The sequence below is a fragment of the Streptomyces atriruber genome, from assembly GCF_001418325.1.
Lineage (GTDB): Bacteria > Actinomycetota > Actinomycetes > Streptomycetales > Streptomycetaceae > Streptomyces > Streptomyces atriruber.
On the sequence record NZ_LIPN01000420.1, the window covers coordinates 1 to 17,127 of the forward strand.

The 17,127-nt window shown below is 71.1% G+C and carries 14 protein-coding genes; 6 read left to right on the top strand and 8 right to left on the bottom strand.

Translation table 11 applies throughout. The annotated features are described in order from the left end of the window. The coding region (locus AOK03_RS34375) for a TetR/AcrR family transcriptional regulator (RefSeq protein WP_055569303.1) at positions 1–571 on the top strand (571 nt) is incomplete at its 5' end. Here AOK03_RS34375 and AOK03_RS34380 read toward each other — a convergent pair. Beyond that, positions 522–1,493: a DMT family transporter gene (locus AOK03_RS34380; RefSeq protein WP_055569304.1), complete on the bottom strand. Its 972-nt coding sequence runs from the start codon at positions 1,491–1,493 to the stop codon at positions 522–524. The two genes, AOK03_RS34375 and AOK03_RS34380, sit on opposite strands and share 50 nt — an antisense overlap. Positions 1,494–1,723: 230 nt before the next feature. Between AOK03_RS34380 and AOK03_RS34385 the strand changes: the two genes are divergently transcribed. Next, positions 1,724–2,296 carry a TetR/AcrR family transcriptional regulator gene (locus tag AOK03_RS34385; RefSeq protein WP_055569316.1) on the top strand — a complete coding sequence of 191 codons (573 nt, stop codon included), beginning with the start codon at positions 1,724–1,726 and terminating at the stop codon, positions 2,294–2,296. A gap of 286 nt (positions 2,297–2,582) precedes the next feature. After that, a complete protein-coding gene (gene asnB, locus AOK03_RS34390) occupies positions 2,583–4,424 on the top strand; it encodes an asparagine synthase (glutamine-hydrolyzing) (RefSeq protein WP_055569305.1) in 1,842 nt (613 codons plus the stop codon). Between the two features lie 19 nt (positions 4,425–4,443). Here asnB and AOK03_RS34395 read toward each other — a convergent pair whose 3' ends face one another. Next, entirely contained in the window at positions 4,444–4,728 is a 285-nt protein-coding gene (locus AOK03_RS34395; RefSeq protein WP_157869157.1) for a hypothetical protein, read from the bottom strand. 259 nt (positions 4,729–4,987) lie between these two features. Next, a complete protein-coding gene (locus tag AOK03_RS34400) occupies positions 4,988–5,743 on the bottom strand; it encodes a sulfite exporter TauE/SafE family protein (RefSeq protein WP_055569307.1) in 756 nt (251 codons plus the stop codon). A gap of 234 nt (positions 5,744–5,977) precedes the next feature. On the opposite strand from AOK03_RS34400, the gene AOK03_RS34405 reads away from it, so the two are divergent. After that, complete coding sequence (locus AOK03_RS34405) at positions 5,978–6,916, top strand: LysR family transcriptional regulator (RefSeq protein WP_055569308.1); 939 nt, start codon at positions 5,978–5,980, stop codon at positions 6,914–6,916. Here the strand turns inward: AOK03_RS34405 and AOK03_RS34410 are convergent. The 3 genes from AOK03_RS34410 to AOK03_RS34420 all read right to left on the bottom strand — a co-directional run bounded on the left by AOK03_RS34410 (position 6,880) and on the right by AOK03_RS34420 (position 10,242). Beyond that, positions 6,880–8,115: an RNA polymerase sigma factor gene (locus AOK03_RS34410; RefSeq protein ID WP_055569309.1), complete on the bottom strand. Its 1,236-nt coding sequence runs from the start codon at positions 8,113–8,115 to the stop codon at positions 6,880–6,882. The genes AOK03_RS34405 and AOK03_RS34410 overlap by 37 nt on opposite strands. A 16-nt stretch (positions 8,116–8,131) precedes the next feature. Further along, entirely contained in the window at positions 8,132–8,548 is a 417-nt protein-coding gene (locus tag AOK03_RS34415; RefSeq protein WP_055569310.1) for a YciI family protein, read from the bottom strand. Positions 8,549–8,709: 161 nt separating this feature from the next. Then, complete coding sequence (locus AOK03_RS34420; protein ID WP_055569311.1) at positions 8,710–10,242, bottom strand: MFS transporter; 1,533 nt, start codon at positions 10,240–10,242, stop codon at positions 8,710–8,712. 422 nt (positions 10,243–10,664) lie between these two features. On the opposite strand from AOK03_RS34420, the gene AOK03_RS34425 reads away from it, so the two are divergent. Continuing rightward, positions 10,665–11,909: an LLM class flavin-dependent oxidoreductase gene (locus tag AOK03_RS34425; protein WP_157869158.1), complete on the top strand. Its 1,245-nt coding sequence runs from the start codon at positions 10,665–10,667 to the stop codon at positions 11,907–11,909. Further along, positions 11,906–13,234, top strand: a complete 1,329-nt coding sequence (locus AOK03_RS34430) for an MFS transporter (RefSeq protein ID WP_055569313.1) — start codon at positions 11,906–11,908, stop codon at positions 13,232–13,234. Before AOK03_RS34425 ends, AOK03_RS34430 begins: the two co-directional genes overlap by 4 nt. A gap of 33 nt (positions 13,235–13,267) precedes the next feature. Here the strand turns inward: AOK03_RS34430 and AOK03_RS34435 are convergent, their stop codons facing one another. Together AOK03_RS34435 and lpdA are read right to left on the bottom strand one after the other, a co-directional pair. After that, positions 13,268–15,445, bottom strand: coding sequence for an MMPL family transporter (locus tag AOK03_RS34435; protein ID WP_055569314.1), 2,178 nt, complete (start codon positions 15,443–15,445; stop codon positions 13,268–13,270). A 133-nt stretch (positions 15,446–15,578) separates the two neighbouring features. Beyond that, positions 15,579–16,982, bottom strand: a complete 1,404-nt coding sequence (gene lpdA / locus AOK03_RS34440) for a dihydrolipoyl dehydrogenase (protein WP_055569315.1) — start codon at positions 16,980–16,982, stop codon at positions 15,579–15,581. Positions 16,983–17,127: the final 145 nt, after the last annotated feature.

Consider the following 17,127-nt stretch of genomic DNA (forward strand, 5'->3'; position numbering starts at 1 on the left):
CCCCAACCACCCCCCGCCCACCGGGCGCAGAGACGCCGAGGCGACCAAGGGGGCCATCATCCGCGCCGCCCGTTACCTCCTCGCCCGGCACGCGCACGGTGACATCACCCTCAAAGCGGTGGCCGACCGGGCCGGGGTGAGCGCGCCGTTGATCCTCAAGTACTTCGGCAACAAGGACGCGTTGTTCTCCCAGGTCATGTCGTTCGAGGCCGACGTCGAGACCTTTCTCGACGCCCCCGTCGCCGACCTCGGTCGCCACATGGTCCGGCATCTGCTCACCGGCCAGGCCGAGCGGGGCGCCGACCCGATCCTGCGCATCGTCTTCGCCCCGCTCCACGGCGAGCAGGGCGACATCCTGCGCGCCAACTTCCGCGCCCAGGTTGCCGAGCGGCTGAGCGAGCGACTGTCGGGGCGGGACGCGGGGCTGCGGGCCGAGCTCGCCGTGGGGATGCTGCTCGGCCTGGGCGTGATGTACGGCATCGCCCGCGGCCCGCACCTGCGCGCCACGGAGATCGCCGAGGTCACCGACCGGTACGCGCCCCTGGTGCAGTCCTTCCTGACTCCCGGCTGACCCGCGCCGCCGGGGCAGTGGCAACGGGCCGCTCGGCCTCGCGCCCCGACTCCCGTCGAGCCGCTCCCCTCCGCACGACCACCACCGCTACCAGCCCGACGGCCAGGCCCAACACGGTTTGCGGCCCGAAGGGTTCACCGAACATCAGGGCGCCCCACAGGGCGGTCACGGGTGCCATGAGGAACATCAGGGTGTTGACCTGGGTGACCCCGGAACGCCGCAGGATCAACCAGTACAGGCCGTACCCGCCGAACGTGGAGAGCGCCACCAGCCACCCGATCGCGGCCCAGAAGGAAGCCTCGGCCGGTGGCGTCGCGGCCCCCGCCGCCAGTGCGAGACCGGTGAAGACGACGGCGCTCGTGACGCAGTGGACGGTCATCGACACCGAAGGGGCGACCGGGCGGGGCGCACGCCGGTCGAGGAACGTCGCCGCGACCAGCGAGAGCATCCCGAGGAACGGTACGAGATAGGCCCAGTCCGGGGTGGCGCCGCCCTGTGAGAAGTCGGCCGCGGTGACGATGACGACTCCGGTCACGCCGAGCCCGAGGCCGGTCCACTGCGTGCGCGAGACGTACTGGCCGAGCAGCGGCCCGGCGAGGGCGCCCGCGACGAGCGGCTGGGTGCCGTCGATCAGGGCGGTCGTACCGCTGGAGACGCCGAGCTGGATCGCGAGGTACACGGTGAGCAGATAGCCGCTCTGCGACAGCGCACCGACGACCGCCTGCCGTCCGACATCACGCGCCGTCAGGCCCCGCCAGGGCGCCCGGGAGAACACCAGCACGACGAGCCCCAGCGCCACGGCCAGCGGCAGGAAGCGCCACATCAGCACCGTCACCGCGGACGCGCTGCCCGCGCCCAGTTTCGCCCCGATGAACCCGGAGCTCCAGGTCAGTACGAATGCGGTCGACAGCAGGACGTTCATGGGTTTCTCCCGTCGTGCGGCGGCTCGGCGCAGGCGAGTAGACCGATCTGTATACATGCGCGATGGCGACGAGTATACAGATCGGTCTAGGGAGTTTGTATACCGGTCGGTCTACCATGGGATGCATGGGTGGTGACGAGTGCGGGATCGCGTACGGAACGGAAGGTCGGACGGAAGGCGAGGCGGGTGGCAAGGCGGATGGCGGCGTAGCGGCGCCCCGCCGCATCGCCATGACACCCGCCGCGCGCCGCGCCCTCGACGCAGCGGGGCGCCTCTTCTACGAGCGCGGCATCCATGCCGTCGGAGTGGATCTGATCGCCGCCGAAGCCGGGGTCACGAAGAAGACCCTCTACGACCGCTTCGGCTCCAAGGAGCAGATCGTCGTGGAGTACCTGGCCGACCGGGACGAGCGCTGGCGCGTCTTCCTCGCCCCGTATCTGGAGGCCGCCGCCACGCCGCGCGCCCGGATCCTCGCCGTCTTCGATGCCTCGCGCGACTGGGCCGACGGATATCTGACGAAGGGGTGCAGCATGGTCAACGCGCACGCTGAGATCAGTGACCCCGCACACCCGGCGTACCCGATCATCACGGGTCAGAAGGCGTGGATGCTCGCGCTGTTCACCGGCCTCGCCGAGGAGATCGCGCCGCGCGGAGCCGTCCGGTTGGGGCGGGCGCTCGTGCTGCTGCACGAGGGCGCGCTCGTCGCGCACGGCATGCGCCTGTTTCCCGATGCCGTCGATCAGGCTCGCGGGGAGGCAGAGGTGCTGACCGGCGCGCTCGTCGAGCAAGAGCAAGAGCAGTAGCAAGAGCAGTGGCGGAAGACCGTTGACAAGTCTTTGCCCATGGCCGGAATGCTCCCTTCCGGCTGCCTCCCGGAGTCCGCTCGGGCGGCTGGGAGCCCTGGTGTCCGGCGGGGTGACTGAGCGGCGTTGACACGAGTCATTCCTCAGGGGTCGGCAAAGGGCGGCCGAAACTCCCGGGGTCGCCGGAGCGGGTGAGCGGAAGTGGCGTTGACCGTACGCATGCGCAGGAGCACGCTGCACACATAGGTGCTAGTTACACCTAGTTCGGCGAGCGGAAGGAAAGCGCATGTGCGGTATCACCGGCTGGGTCTCCTTCGACCGTGATCTGACGGCCGAGTCCACCACCCTGGACGCCATGACGGAGACGATGTCCTGCCGCGGTCCCGACGACCGCGGCACGTGGACCGGCGGGCCCGCCGGGCTCGGACACCGGCGGCTCGCGATCATCGACCTGCCCGGCGGACGCCAGCCCATGACCGTCGAGACCCCGACGGGAACCGTCGCCCTGGTCTACTCCGGGGAGACGTACAACTTCACCGAGCTCCGCCGTGAACTGGCGGGCCGCGGCCACCGGTTCACGACCGTGTCCGACACCGAGGTCGTGCTGCGCGGCTATCTCGAATGGGGCGAGGCGCTCGCCGAGCGGCTCAACGGCATGTACGCCTTCGCGGTCTGGGACGCCCGCCACGACAAGCTCGTCATGATCCGCGACCGCATGGGCATCAAGCCCTTCTACTACTATGAGACGTCCGACGGCGTCCTGTTCGGTTCCGAGCCCAAGGCGATCCTCGCCAATCCGCTCGCCCGGCGCCGGGTCACCCTCGACGGCCTCCGGGAAGTGTTCGCCGTCGTCAAGACGCCAGGTCACGCCGTGTGGGACGGCATGCGGGAGGTCGAGCCCGGCACGGTCGTGACGGTGGACCGCTCCGGTCTGCGGCGGCACGTGTACTGGTCGTTGGAGACCCGCCCGCACACCGACGGCCGCGACGCGTCCGTCGCGAAGGTCCGTGAGCTCCTCGACGACATCGTGCGCCGCCAGCTCGTCTCGGACGTGCCGCGCTGCACGCTGCTCTCCGGCGGTCTGGACTCCTCGGCGATGACCGCGCTGGCGGCCCGCCAACTGGCCGAGGCGGGCGAGACGGTGCGTAGTTTCGCCGTCGACTTCGTCGGCCAGGCCGACAACTTCGTCGCCGACGAACTGCGGGGCACGCCCGACACCCCCTACGTCCACGACGTCGCGAAGTCGGCGGGCACCGACCACCGCGACATCGTCCTGGACTCGCACGCCCTCGCCGACCCGGACGTGCGCGCCAAGATGATCGGCGCGCGGGACATACCGATGGGCTTCGGTGACATGGACGCCTCCCTCTACCTCCTCTTCCGTGCCATCCGTGAGCACTCCACGGTGGCGCTGTCCGGGGAGTCCGCGGACGAGGTCTTCGGCGGTTATCTGCAGTTCTTCGACGAGACTGCGCGAGCGGCCGACGCCTTTCCCTGGCTGGTGCGGTTCGCCGACCACTTCGGGGACGACGCCCGCATCCTGCGCCCTGACCTGACCGCCGCGCTCGACCTGCCCGCCTACATCAAGGAGAGCTACGCGACGGCCGTCGCCGGCATCCGGCGCCTGGACGGCGAGAGCGACTTCGAGTTCCGGATGCGGAAGATCTGCCATCTGCACCTGACCCGTTTCGTGCGTGTCCTGCTCGACCGCAAGGACCGGGCCAGCATGGCCGTCGGCCTCGAAGTCCGCGTGCCGTTCTGCGACCACCGGCTCGTGGAGTACGTGTACAACACCCCCTGGGCGCTGAAGTCCTTCGACGGCAGGGAGAAGAGCCTGCTGCGCGAGGCCACCGCGGATGTGCTGCCGCGGTCGGTCTACGACCGGGTGAAGAGCCCGTACCCCTCCACGCAGGACCCCAAGTACGCGGTCGCGCTCCAGGGGCACGTCAAGGAGCTGCTCGCGCGGCCCGGGCACCCGGTCTTCGACCTGGTGGACCGGGACCGCGCGGTGAAGGCCGCGGAGCGCGAGGCGCCGCAGATCACGCAGGCCTCGCGGCGCGATCTGGAGCGTACGCTGGACCTGGCGCTCTGGCTGGACCTCTACCGTCCGGAGATCGCCCTCACCTGAGCCGCGCACCGCCGCCCGGTCACCGCCCCTGTTGCTCCTCCGCGTCTCCCGAGGCGGCGAGCGTGTCGAGGAACCGTCGGAGCGCGGGTGCCCCGTCCGGGCCGAGGTCCCGCTGGACCGGGGGCACGGCCGCCCCGCGGCGGGTGTCGGACGTCTGGCACGGGCCGGGCGACTCATCGGCCCGGACGGTCACCGTGCGGTGGATGAACTCGGCCACCGGCAATCCGAGCCGGTCCGCATGCCGCAGGAGCGCGGCGTACTCGTCGGGCGTGAACAAGACCTGCACAGGCTTGGCACCGTCCATGGACGCATGATGCCGCTCGGGCGTGTGTGACGCGGCGCGGTTGGCATATTCGCCCTCGAAGGCGTGAAAACCGGGGAAGACGCAGGCACGAAGCCGGTATGAACAGGATGTGGCCCCGACCGGACGGGGGAATCTCGGTCGGGGCCACATCCTGTTCAACGATAAACCATAGGGTGATGTTCCGAGGTGAGGGGTCTGCCTGTGTGAGCTGCGTTACCCGGCGGCCCGGCCCCCTGCCTCGGCCCCGAGCCCCCGGCCGTCACTGGACGAGCATGATGATCGACGCCGTGGTGCCCACGACGACGATGAAGGTGCGCATCGCAAGGGGCGGCAGTCTGCGGCCGAAGCGCGCGCCCAACAGGCCGCCCACCGTCGAACCGGCGGCGATCAGGCCCGCCGCGGTCCAGTCGATGTCCGCGACCACGATGAAGACGACGGCGGCGACTCCGTTCACGATCGAGGCCAGCACGTTCTTCGCGGCGTTCAGGCGCTGCAGGTCGTCCAGGAGGAACGTGCCGAACAGGGCCATGAGCAGTACCCCTTGGGCCGCTCCGAAGTATCCGCCGTAGATCCCGGTGGCGAGGACCCCGCACCACATCGGGATGCCGCCGTCCACCTTTCCGCCGCTCTCGCGGTTCTTGAGCCTGCGGGCCAGCCAGGGCTGGAGCAGCACCAGGAGGCAGGCGGTCAGGATGAGCGCCGGGACCACCGCCCGGAAGGCGTCGTCGGGGAGCTTCAGGAGGAGCAGCGCCCCGATCAGGCCGCCGATGAGCGAGGCCGTGCCGAACCGCACCAGGCGCCTGAACTGCCCCTTCATCTCGCGGCGGTAGCCGTACGCGGCGCTCAGCGTGCCCGGCACGAGGCCGAGGTTGTTCGACACGTTGGCGAGCACCGGCGGAAGGCCGAAGGCCAGCAGCGTGGGGAAGGTGATGAGGGTGCCGGAGCCGACCACCGCGTTGAGCCCGCCGGCCGCGATACCGGCGGCCCCGACGGCCACCATTTCGAGCGCTTCCACGCGTCACCTTTCCTGATGCCCCGATGTGCTGCTGAGTTGCTGAGTTTCCGTCGAACTCCCGCCGCACGTACGGCGGGTGCCCGGCCCGCGCGGCCCGGGAGCGTGTTACCTGCCCCCGGGTCGACGCCCGTCGCCGGGTCGCCGCCCGGGCCATGAACGATCTTGGTGTACCGCCAAAACCCAAGTCAATCCTCGGGTTTCCTTGCATCCCCCCAAGGGATAACTTCATCCGCTGTGACCCTCGACGACCTCCGCACCTTCATCGCCGTGTGCCGCGCGGGCAGCCTCAGCGCCGTCGCCCGTGACCTGTCCTGTACGCAGTCCGCCGTGAGCCAGCACGTCAAGCGCCTGGAGCGGGAGCTCGGCGTGAGTCTCCTGGAGCGGCGTGCGCGGGGTGTCGTGCCCACCTCGGCCGGGCGGATCCTGCAGGCCGCGGCCTCGGACGGGATCGGCGGCATCGATCTCGCCGTACGGCGGCTGAAGGAGCAGGTCCGCGGGGAGGGCGGCACGGTACGGATCACCACAGGGGCCACCTCGGTACGGCACTTCATGGCCGAGGCCGTCGTCGACTTCCGGGACCGCTATCCGCACGTCGGCCTGGAGTTCCAGACCATGAGTTCGAGCCGCAGCTGCTTCGACGCGCTCGCGGCCGACGACCTGGACCTCGCCTGGATCACGCTCGGGGAGGCCGTGCGGGGCATCGAGCAGCGGCCGGTCGTCGAACTGCCCTGGGTCCTCGCCGTCCGTGCCGACGACCCGCTCGCCGGGCGGCCGCGCGTCGAGCCCGCCGAGCTGGCCGCGGCGCGGCTCATCACGCCACCGGACGGCTCGACCTCGCGCGGCCGTCTCGACGCGTGGCTCGGTGAGCTGGACGTGGCGCTGCCGACCGTCACCAGCGTCGCCGACTGGGACACCGCCGTCCTCCTGGCGGAGCTCGGGCTCGGCCAGGCCGTCGTGCCGCTGCTGCCCGGCTGGCGCGAGTGCGGGCCCGCGGGACTCCGGCTCGTCCCGGTGCCGGAGCTGCCGCCGCTGTCGGTGGGGTGGGCGGTCCGCCGCTGGGACGCGCTGAGCCCGCTGGGCCGTGCCTTCGCCGACACCGTCGCCGGACACTGCGCGCCGCTCGGCTTGGAGCCCGCTCAGGGGGCGAGTCTCGCGGCGCGCGTCCGAAGGTAGTGGGCCTCGGGGTGGCTGAGCGTTCCCTGCGCCGCCAGCTGGTAGGCGGCGCGGGCGAGGTCGGTGTCGCCCGCCCTCTCCAACAGGTGGGCGCGGACGGCTTCGAGCCGGTAGTGCCCCGCCAACCCGCCCTCCAGCGCGGCCAGTTCACGGAGTCCGGCCCGCGGCCCGTGCACCATCGCGTAGGCGACGGCCCGCCCCAGCTCGGCCATGGGCTCGGGAGCGCGGCGTACGAGAACGTCGTACAGGGCGAGGATCTGCGGCCAGTCGGTGCTGTCCGGGCCGTCCGCCTCGTCGTGCAGGGCCGCGATGGCCGCCTGCAACTGGTAGGCGCCGGGCGGGCCCTGGGAGAGTGCCTCCTCGACGAGCGCCGTGCCTTCGTGGATCGCCTGCCGGTCCCAGAGGGCGCGGTCCTGCTCGTCCAGGGGGATCAGCTCGCCGTGCGGCCCGGTCCGGGCGGCGCTGCGGGCATCGGTGAGCAGCATCAGCGCCAACAGTCCGGTCACCGGCCCCTCCCGGGGCAGCAGGCGACGTACCGCACGAGTGAGGCGGATCGCCTCGCGTGCGAGGTCCGCGCGGTGCAGGGCGGCACCGGAGGTGGCCGTGTAGCCCTCGTTGAAGATCAGGTAGAGCACCTGGAGGACGACGGCGAGCCGCGCGTCACGGTCGCCGGGGCCCGGCTGCCGGAAGGGCGCCCCCTTGATCTTCGTCTTCGCGCGGCTGATCCGCTGGGCCATGGTCGCCTCGGGCACCAGGTGCGCGCGGGCGATCTCGGCCGTGGTCAGCCCGCCGACGGCGCGCAGCGTCAGGGCGACCTGGGCGGCGGCGGTCAGCTCGGGACGGCAGCACAGGAACAGCAGCGTGAGCGTGTCGTCGTCCGCGGGGGCGCGGCTCTCGCCCGGCGGGGGAGCGGTGAACGCGTCACGGGGAGTCAGCCGGGCCACGTCCTCCTCGCGCCGCCGCCGCGCCTCGTCGGCGCGCAGCTGGTCCATGAGGCGGCGCGCGGCGACCTTGATCAGCCAGCCGCGCGGATTCTCCGGCAGCCCCTGGTCCGGCCACTGCCGCGCCGCCGCGAGGAGCGCCTCCTGCACGGCGTCCTCGGCGGCGCCGAAGTGTCCGTACCGGCGTACGAGCGCGCCGAGGACCTGCGGCGCGTGCAGGCGCAGCAGGTCCTCGACCTCGGTCGTACGCCGTCTCACCGGGCGCCCGTGCGTCTCAGCATTCGCCCCCGGAGGCGTCCCCGACGGGGCGGATCACGACGGGCGGTTCGACGAGCCCTGCCGGGCCGGGGCACGCGCTGACGCGCAGGGCGATCTCGGTGACCCGCTCCAGGCTCTCGCATTCGAGCAGCCAGTACCCGGCGAGCACCTCTTTCGTCTCGCCGTAGGGACCGTCCGTGATCACGGGGCGGCCGTCCTTGTCCCGGCTGACGAAACGGGTCTGCGCGGGTTCGGTGAGTCCTTGCGCGTCGATGAGCTCACCGGACTCGGCGAGGTCGTTGTTGATCTCGCCCATGTAGGCGAACATCGCCTGCAGCTCCTTCTCGCTCCAGGCCGGACCGTCCGCGGACGGCTTGCCCGACATCGCCTCGTAGTCGGCCTGCGAGCCCTGGACCATCACCAGATACTTCATGACTTCGCTCCTCGGCTGCGCGGTCACCCCTTGCGGGCGACTCTCACAGGGGACGTCGGCGCGGACGACGCGTTCTCGACACCTCGCGGAAGAAATTTTATCCAGGGCGACCTTCCCTGTCCTCGGCGGAAGGACGAACGCTTGGACGAACGCAAGAGGGTTCAGCCCATGTGGACCGGGGCCGCGCCCTCGGCCGTCTCCTGCTTCCGGGCGTTGACGGCCAGCGCGGTGACGACGAGCCCGGCCAGGAACATGGCGCCCGCTCCGACGAAGGCCAGGGTGTAGCCGTGGGTCAGGGCGTCGGCCGCCTTGGCCGTCAAGCCGTGGTCCTCGGTGGCCAGGCCCCGGTACAACGAGGCGGCCGCGTCGGGCAGCCGGTCGTTCGCGGCCGACGTGGAGATGGTCGCGAGGACGGCGAGGCCCAGGGCGCCGCCGATCTGCTGGGCGGTGTTCAGGAGCGCGGAGGCGATGCCGGTGTCCTGGTGGTCGACGCCGCTGACGGCGCCCAGCGTCATCGGCACGAAGCCCATCCCCAGACCGAGCGCGGTGACGAACATCGCGGGCATCAGGTGCCCTGCGTAGGACGAGTCGGGCGTGAGCGTGGCGAACCAGAACATGCCCGCGGCCGCCACCAGCAGACCGGGCCCGGCGATGGCACGCGGGGCCAGCCGTGTCACCAGCTTGGCGCTGAGCGCGGCGGCGACGCCCATGCCGAGGCTGAACGGCAGGTTGGCGAAGCCCGTCCGCACCGCGCTGTAGCCGAGGATCAGCTGCATGTAGAGGGTGAGGAAGTAGAAGGTGGCGATCATGCCGGCGCCGATGCACAGCATCGTGGCGAACGATCCCGAGCGGTTGCGGTCCTTGAAGAGCCGCAGCGGCATCATCGGGTGGGCGGTGCGGCTCTGGACGACCAGGAAGACGCTGAGCAGGACGGCGGCGACGGCGAAGCAGGACAGGGTGAGGCCGTCGGTCCAGCCGTGCTCGCCGCCCCGGGTGATGCCGTAGACCAGGGCGATCAGGCCGCCGGTGCCGGTGACGGTGCCCGGGAGGTCGAGCCGGCCGTGGTGGCGTTCCGCCTCGACGAGCGTCTTCGTCCCGGCGAGGACGGCCAGGCCGATGGGGATGTTCACGAAGAACACCCACCGCCAGTCCAGCGCGTCGGTCAGCACGCCGCCGAGCAGCAGGCCGACGGTGGCGCCGATGCCCGCCATCGCGGCGTAGACCCCCATCGCCTTGTTGCGCGGCTTGCCCTCTGGGAACGTCGTGGCGATCAGGGAGAGCGCGCTGGGCGCCGCGACGGCCGCACCGACGCCCTGCAGGACGCGCGCGCCGATGAGCAGGCCCGCGTTCGGGGCGAGCCCGCCGAGCAGGGAGGCCACGGTGAACAGGGCGATGCCCAGCTGGAACATCCGCCTGCGGCCGAAGAGGTCCCCGGCCCGGCCGCCGAGCAGCAGCAGTCCGCCGAAGGCCAGCGCGTAGGAGTTGACGATCCAGGCCAGGTTCGCGTCGGACACGTCCAGCGCGGTCTGGATGCTGGGCAGGGCGATGTTGGTGATGGTGCCGTCGAGCACCACCATGAGCTGGGCCGCGGCGATGACGAACAGGGCCAGGCCGAGGTGCCGGCCGCCGCCGGGTGGCGCGGCGGCGGTGTCCGTGGGTGCGGGGGTGGTGACAGCCGTGCTGTCAGCAGACATGAAGGAGCTCCAGAACGAGGCGTGGACACATTCCGCCGGAACAGGAATCAGGCGTGGAAGGCCTTCTTTCATTCCGGTGTGAGGGGCGACGGCGGCCGCCGTGAAGAGGCGGTGCGCCGCAGCGAAATCCGAGCGGTGCGCCGGTGGAAATGCGGCCCGGCTCGGGACGAGTGGAAACCCTAACACCCCAAAACACCTGGTGAGGGCCGTGCAAAACAAATTCGAGCAGGTTCGTCGACGGGCTTGACATTTCGCTTCCATTCCTAGGCTGCCGACTTTTCGTGGATTCATTGATTTCACTTGCATTTCCGCTCGGGCTGTGTGCAATGAGGTGATCGGTGGATGCCAGGGCGTGCTCACACTTTTCGCGGAATGGCAACTTGCACTAACGTTCACCCCCGGGACTGCGAATGGGGGAGACGGTGGCTGTCGACATCGGGGTGTTCCTGCCGGTGCTGCAGGGGGAGGGGCGGGAACAGGCCGGGGAGTTCGTCGCGGCGGCCCGCCGGGCGGAGGAGCTCGGCTTCGAGTCGGTATGGGCGAGCGGCCATCTGACGGGCCGTATCCCGGTGCTGGACCCGACGGTCACCCTCGCCGCGGTCGCCGCGGCCACCACCCGCATCAAGGTCGGCTACGGAGTCCTGACGGCCCCCGTCCACCGGATCGCCCACCTCGCCCACCAGCTCGCGAGCCTCCAATTCCTCTCCCAGGGGCGCCTGTTGGTGGGCGCCGACACCGGTGGAAGTGCCTGGGCGCAGTGGCGCGGGGGACTGCTGGACCCGCCCGTCTGGGCGGCGTCGGGCGTGCCGTACGAGGGGCGCGACGAGCTGACCGACCGTGCGCTGGACCAGCTGCGGAGCCTGCTCGTGGCGCATCCGACCGAGGTCGGCGGTGCCGAGCTGACCCTGCGGCCGCGCGTCGACCGGCCGCCCTTCCTCGTCGGCGGCGAGTCGGACGCCGACCTGCGGCGCGCGGCCCGGTACGGCGCCTGGTTCCCGAACCTCGCCTCTCCCGCGTACATCGCCCGCATGCTGCCCCGGCTGTCCGCGCTGGGCGCCGAGACCGGCCGGGTCGTCAGGCCCTCGGTGAGCGTCGCCGTCCCGTCCACCCTCACCGCCCCCGGGACCCGCGAGCGACGGCAGCAGCCGGACGCGACGGTCCTGCGCCGCTACGGCATCGACGCCGAGCGGGCGGCCGCGATGCCCGTCGACGGAACGCCGGAGCGCGCCGCCGAGAAGATCGTCGAGTTCGCCCGCGCCGGCGTCGACAGGCTCGTCCTCAGCTTCCCCGACGCGGACTGGCACACGCAGTACGAACGCGCCGCGCAGGCGGCCGAGTCGGCGCGGCGCGAGCTCCCGATCCGGCGGACCGCCACCGCGGGCAGCCAGACCGGCTGCGGCGGCTGGGCCCGCGTCACCCTGGACCTGGAGCGCGAGCCGGGAACGTACGACTTCCTCAACTCCCTGGGCAAGGACGTCCTGGACGACGGTCTGGCCGAGGCGTTGGAGGAGGGCGTGCGCGAAGGGCTCGCGGGCGAGGCCCGCACGGTGCGGGTGCACCGCGCCTGGGTGCATGAAGTCGACGCCAACGAGCGGGTGTTCCGCGAGGCGGGCCGCAAGGCGGTCACCGAAGCGCTGGCCGCGGAACGCGCGGACGGTCGGCGGTGACCGACCGGGCGCCGGCCACCTCGCTGTGGGGCAACCGCAACTACCGGATCTTCCTCGTCATCCAGACGCTCTCCGCCCTCGGGGACTCCTTCTCGTTCGTGGCGATACCGCTGCTCGTGCTGCACAGCACGGGATCGGTCGTCCAGATGGGCCTCGTCACCGGCCTGACGGGCGTCGCGTCGATCGTCACCGGACTCTTCGCCGGTGTGATCGCCGACCGGTTCGACCGGCGCAGGCTCCTGATGCTCGCCGACGTGGCGCGCTGCCTGCTGTACGCGCTGATCCCGCTGGTCTGGCTCTTCGCGACCCCGATGTGGCTGATCTACACGGTCGTTCCGCTCACCGGCGGTTTCGCGATGCTCTTCCAGGTGACGTACGTGACGGTGGTGCCCGCCATCGTCGAGCCCGACCAGATCATCAAGGCCAACGCCCACCTCTACGGCACCTACGCGGTGGCGACGGTCGGCGGGCCCACCCTCGCGGGTCTCGTCGCGGCGGCGTTCGGACCCGTGGCCGCCATCGGGATCGACGCCGCGACGTTCGCCGTGTCGGCCGCCGGGCTCCTCCTCGTCAGACTGCGGCCGACCCCGCGGCCGACGGAGGAGAAGCGGGCCGAGCAGGAGCAGCAGCAGGGGCGGGGGACGGGCCGGGGAGCCGAACGCGCGGGTGTGCGCGGTGAGTTCCTCGCCGGGTTCCGCTTCCTGTGGGCGCACCCCGTCCTGCGCCCGCTGACGGTGCTGCTGTCCCTGTTCATCTTCCTCACGCACGGCATGACCGACGTCATCATCTTCCGGGTCAAGGAGGACCTCGGGCACGGCGACGGCACGGTGGGCTATGTGCTGAGCGCGGGCACCATCGGCACGTTCATCGCCTCCTTCCTGGTCGCCCGGCTGCGCAAGGGCATCGGATTCGGGGCGAGTTGGATAGGCGCCGTCACACTGGCGGGCATCGCCGTCGGCTGCCTCGGGCTGACCGGGAGCGTGCCGGTGATCGGCGCGCTCTCGGCGACCATGCTGCTGGCCACCGGCGTCGCCGGGATCTGCTCCATGTCGCTGCGGCAGGAGGTGACGCCGGGGCATCTGCTGGGGCGGGTCACCGCGGCGTTCTGGACCACGCACTACTCCCTCGGTCCCCTCGGGGCCGCCGCCGTCACCGCTGCCGCGGCCGGGTTCGGGGTGGCCCGGGTGTGCCTGGCCGTCGGCGCGGGCGTGGTGTGCGTGGCGCTGAGCGGGACGCTGACAGGGATTGTGCGCGCCGAGGAGTCCCAGGCGTCCCGGACCCCGGCGGCGGCCGAGGCGCCCGGGGCGGCGACGGAGACCGCGTGACGAAGCGCGCCTCGGGGGCCTGTCGGCAGGGGCCTACCGGGAGCGCGTCGCGCCCCCGGCCGTCTCCTCGTCCGCGGCTGCGCCCGTGGGCGGCGGGGGCCCGCCGCCTCCGTTCCGCTTCCGGTCGCCGTGCCCGGGCCACCAGGCCGCGTGCCCGATGAGCGCGGTCAGCGCCGGAGTGAAGATCATCGCCATGACGAACGCGGCGATGAGGATGCCGAAGGAGAGCGAGAAACCCATCTGGGAGAGCGTCGAGTTGCCCGCGAGCATCAGCGTCGCGAACGTACCCGCGAGGATCACACCGGCCGAGCCGATCGTCGGCCCGGAGTGGCGCACCGCCGTCCCCGCGGCGTCGTGCGGGGAGCGCCCCTCGCGGGCCTCCTCGCGCAGCCGCGACACCATGAGGATGTTGTAGTCCGTGCCGAGCGCGACCACGAACAAGTACATGATCACGGGCAGCATGAACATCAGGCCGGGCTGGCTGCCGATCTGCTGGAAGATCAACGAGGTCGCGCCGAGCGTCGCGCCGAAGCCGAGCGCGACGGACAGCATCAGGTACCAGGGCGCCACCAGGCTGCGCAGCAGCAGCCCGAGGATCACCATGATGGCGAGCGCCGCCACCGGGAAGACCACCGAGTAGTCCCGGTCGACCGCCTTGTTGATGTCGACGTACACGGCCGTGGTGCCGCCGACCAGTGCCTCCGTGCCGGACGGCGCGTCCTCGTGGGCGGCCGGGCGCAGCTGCCCCTTGACGGTCTCCAGGGCGCTGTCGGAGGCGGGCGGGTCCGAGAGGATCACGGAGTACGAGGCGGTCGTACGGTCCGGGCTGAGCCGTGGAGCCGCGACCTCGCCGACGCCCTCGACGTCGGCGAGCTGCTTGCGGAAGGCGGCGGCCTGCGGCTCCGTCACCGGCTCGTCGGTCGTGGAGGTGAGGTACACGGAGGTCGGGTCGGTGCTGCCCGCGGGGAAGCCCTTCTGGAGGTTGTCCAGGGCGACCATCGACTCCTTGTCCTTGGGGAGCGAGGATCCGGCCAGGTCGAAGTTGGCCTTGTAGCCCAGCGCGCCGAGGGCCAGGGCGCCCATGAAAAGCGCGGAGACCAGCGCCCAGACGGCGGGCCTGCGGGCGATGGACGCGCCGAGCTTGGCGAATCCCGTGCCGTGCGGCTCCTGCTGCCAGGACTTCGAGGGCCAGAACACCTTGGTGCCGAGCAGCGACACCACCGCGGGCACGAGGGTGAGTCCGGCGAGCAGCGTCACGAACACGGCGATGGCGAGGGCGGGGCCCATCGACCGCAGCATGCCCAGCGAGGACAGCGTCAGCGCGGCGAAGGCGACGATGACCGCCCCGGCCGCCGACGTGATGGCCTCGCCGACCCGCTCGACGGCGTGCACCATGCCGCTCTTGGGATCCTCGCCCGCCCGCAGAGCCTCCCGGTAGCGGAAGAGCAGGAACAGGATGTAGTCCGTGCCGACGCCGAACAGGACGACGGTCAGGAGCTCCTGGATGGAGGAGTCGGCCTTCATGTCGAAGGCCTTGTTGGCGGAGGCGATCAGACCGGTCGCCATCGGCGAGATGAGGCCGATGAGGACGACGGGCAGCAGCGCGATGATGGGGCTGCGGAAGATCACGAGCAGCAGTACGACGATGATCACGATCGTGCCGACGCCGACGAGCAGGCCCGCCTTCTTGGAGGCGTCGCTCTCGTCGAGGGCCTGTGCGGCGGATCCGGTGATGCCCGCCGAGAGGTCCGTGCCCTTCAGCTCCGGCTTGAGGTCGCTCCGCAGCTCCTTGACGGCGTCCTGCTGGGCGGTGTCCTCGGGGTTGGTGATCTTCGGCATGGCGACGACCGAGGTCTGCACCAGCTTGTTGGGCGAGACCTGGCCCGGCACGACGGCCTGTACCTCGGGGATCTTCCGGTTCTGCAGATCCTTGGAGACGCGCGCCACGTCGGCGGAGTCGGCGGCCGTCAGCTTTCCGCCGTCGGAACGCTGGAAGACGATGATCGCCCCGACGTTCTGCTGCTCGGGGAAGTCCTTCTCCTGCACGTCGGCGGCGCGAATGGACTCGTAGTGGTCCGGCAGGAAACTCGCCTCGTCGCTGCTGGAGGTGAGCTTCGGCGCCAGCGAGATCACGGCGCCGGCCGCCACCACCCACGCCAGGATGATCCACCAGGGGCGGCGTACCACGAATCGGCCCAGGCCAGAGAACATCGGCTACTGCCTCTCCTCGCCCCCGAGGCATAACAGTCGGGTTCCGCCAAGGATCGGCCGCGGCGGGCGGCCCCGCCACTCGAACGACTCGCTTTCGGTCACTCGCGTCGCGGCGGGGCGCCCCCGCGTCCCGTCAGAAGTTGATCATGTGCCCGGCCAGTCCGTGCACCGCTTCCTTGACGGCCTCGCCGAGGGTCGGGTGGGCGTGGACGTTGCGCGCCACCTCGTGGACGGTGAGGTCCCACTGCTGGGCCAGGGTGAGCTCCGGCAGCAGCTCGGTGACGTCGGGACCGATCAGGTGGGCGCCGATGATCTCGCCGTACTTCGCATCGCTGATGATCTTCACGAAGCCGACGGTGTCGCCGAGGCCGTGCGCCTTGCCGTTGGCCTGGAAGGGGAACTTCGCGACCTTGACGTCGAAGCCCTTCTCCTTCGCCTGCGCCTCGGTCCAGCCGAAGCTGGCGATCTGTGGCTGCGAGTACGTGGCGCGCGGGATCATCGGGTAGTCGAGTTCCATCGTCTCGGCGTCCGCGAGGGTCTCCGCCGCCACGACACCCATGGACTCGGCGGTGTGCGCCAGCATCAGCTTCGCGGTGACGTCGCCGATGGCGTAGATGTGCGGGACGTTCGTGCGGCAGCGCCCGTCGACGTCGATGGCGCCGCGCTCGGTGAGCGCCACGCCCGTCGCCTCCAGACCGAAGCCGGAGACGTTCGGCGCGAAACCGATCGCCTGGAGGACCTTGTCCGTCTCCAGGACCTGCTGCTTGCCGTCCTTGCCCGTGACGGTGACCTTGACCTGCTCGCCCGACTCGTCGATCGACTCCACGCGGGTCGAGGTCAGCACATCGATGCCGAGCTTGCGGTACTGCTTGGCCAGCTCCTTGGAGACGTCCGCGTCCTCCAGCGGCGCCACGCGGTCCAGGAACTCGACGATCGTGACCTTCACGCCGTAGTTGTGCAGGACGTACGCGAACTCGATGCCGATGGCACCCGCGCCCGCGATCACGATGGACTGCGGCAGCGAGTCGGCGAGGATCTGCTCCTCGTACGTCACCACGCGCTCGCTGCGGCTCGTGCCGGGCAGCAGACGGGGCGTGGCGCCGGTGGCGATGATGCAGTGGTCGAAGCCGATCGTGGCGGTCGTGCCGTCGGACTTCGCGACCTGCAGCGTGTTCGCGTCCAGGAACGTGCCCCGGCCGTCGAACTCGGTGATGCCGTTCTTCTTCATCAGGAAGTGGACGCCCTTGACGCGGCCGTCCGCGACCGTGCGGCTGCGGCTGAACGCCTCGCCGTAGTCGAAGGAGACCTGCCCGTCGACCTTGATGCCATACGTCTTCTGCTCGTGCGTGAAGAGGTGGGCCAGCTCGGCGTTGCGCAGCAGGGCCTTCGTCGGGATGCAGCCGACGTTGAGGCAGACACCGCCCCAGTACTTCTCCTCGACGACCGCTACCCGCTTGCCCAGCTGGGCGGCGCGGATGGCGGCGACGTAGCCGCCGGGTCCTGCTCCGAGCACGACGACGTCGAAGCGGTCTTCCATGGGGAGGTCCTCTCTGGGTGGTACGGGATCCGGTGGTGCGGATGGCTCTCTGCCCCGATCATCCGCCATGCGCGGGCCCGGACGGTCGGCGGGTGAGGGACACCACAGCCACCGCCGGGGGGTCGTGGCGGGAAAGGGGCGGGGG

Excerpts from the sequence above, each read along its gene's own strand:
- AOK03_RS34380 (WP_055569304.1), bottom strand. The coding sequence starts at position 1,493 with ATGAACGTCCTGCTGTCGACCGCATTCGTACTGACCTGGAGCTCCGGG.
- AOK03_RS34385 (WP_055569316.1), top strand. The coding sequence starts at position 1,724 with ATGACACCCGCCGCGCGCCGCGCCCTCGACGCAGCGGGGCGCCTCTTC.
- asnB (WP_055569305.1), top strand. The coding sequence starts at position 2,583 with ATGTGCGGTATCACCGGCTGGGTCTCCTTCGACCGTGATCTGACGGCC.
- AOK03_RS34395 (WP_157869157.1), bottom strand. The coding sequence starts at position 4,728 with ATGGACGGTGCCAAGCCTGTGCAGGTCTTGTTCACGCCCGACGAGTAC.
- AOK03_RS34415 (WP_055569310.1), bottom strand. The coding sequence starts at position 8,548 with ATGAAGTATCTGGTGATGGTCCAGGGCTCGCAGGCCGACTACGAGGCG.
- AOK03_RS34420 (WP_055569311.1), bottom strand. The coding sequence starts at position 10,242 with ATGTCTGCTGACAGCACGGCTGTCACCACCCCCGCACCCACGGACACC.
- AOK03_RS34435 (WP_055569314.1), bottom strand. The coding sequence starts at position 15,445 with ATGTTCTCTGGCCTGGGCCGATTCGTGGTACGCCGCCCCTGGTGGATC.
- lpdA (WP_055569315.1), bottom strand. The coding sequence starts at position 16,982 with ATGGAAGACCGCTTCGACGTCGTCGTGCTCGGAGCAGGACCCGGCGGC.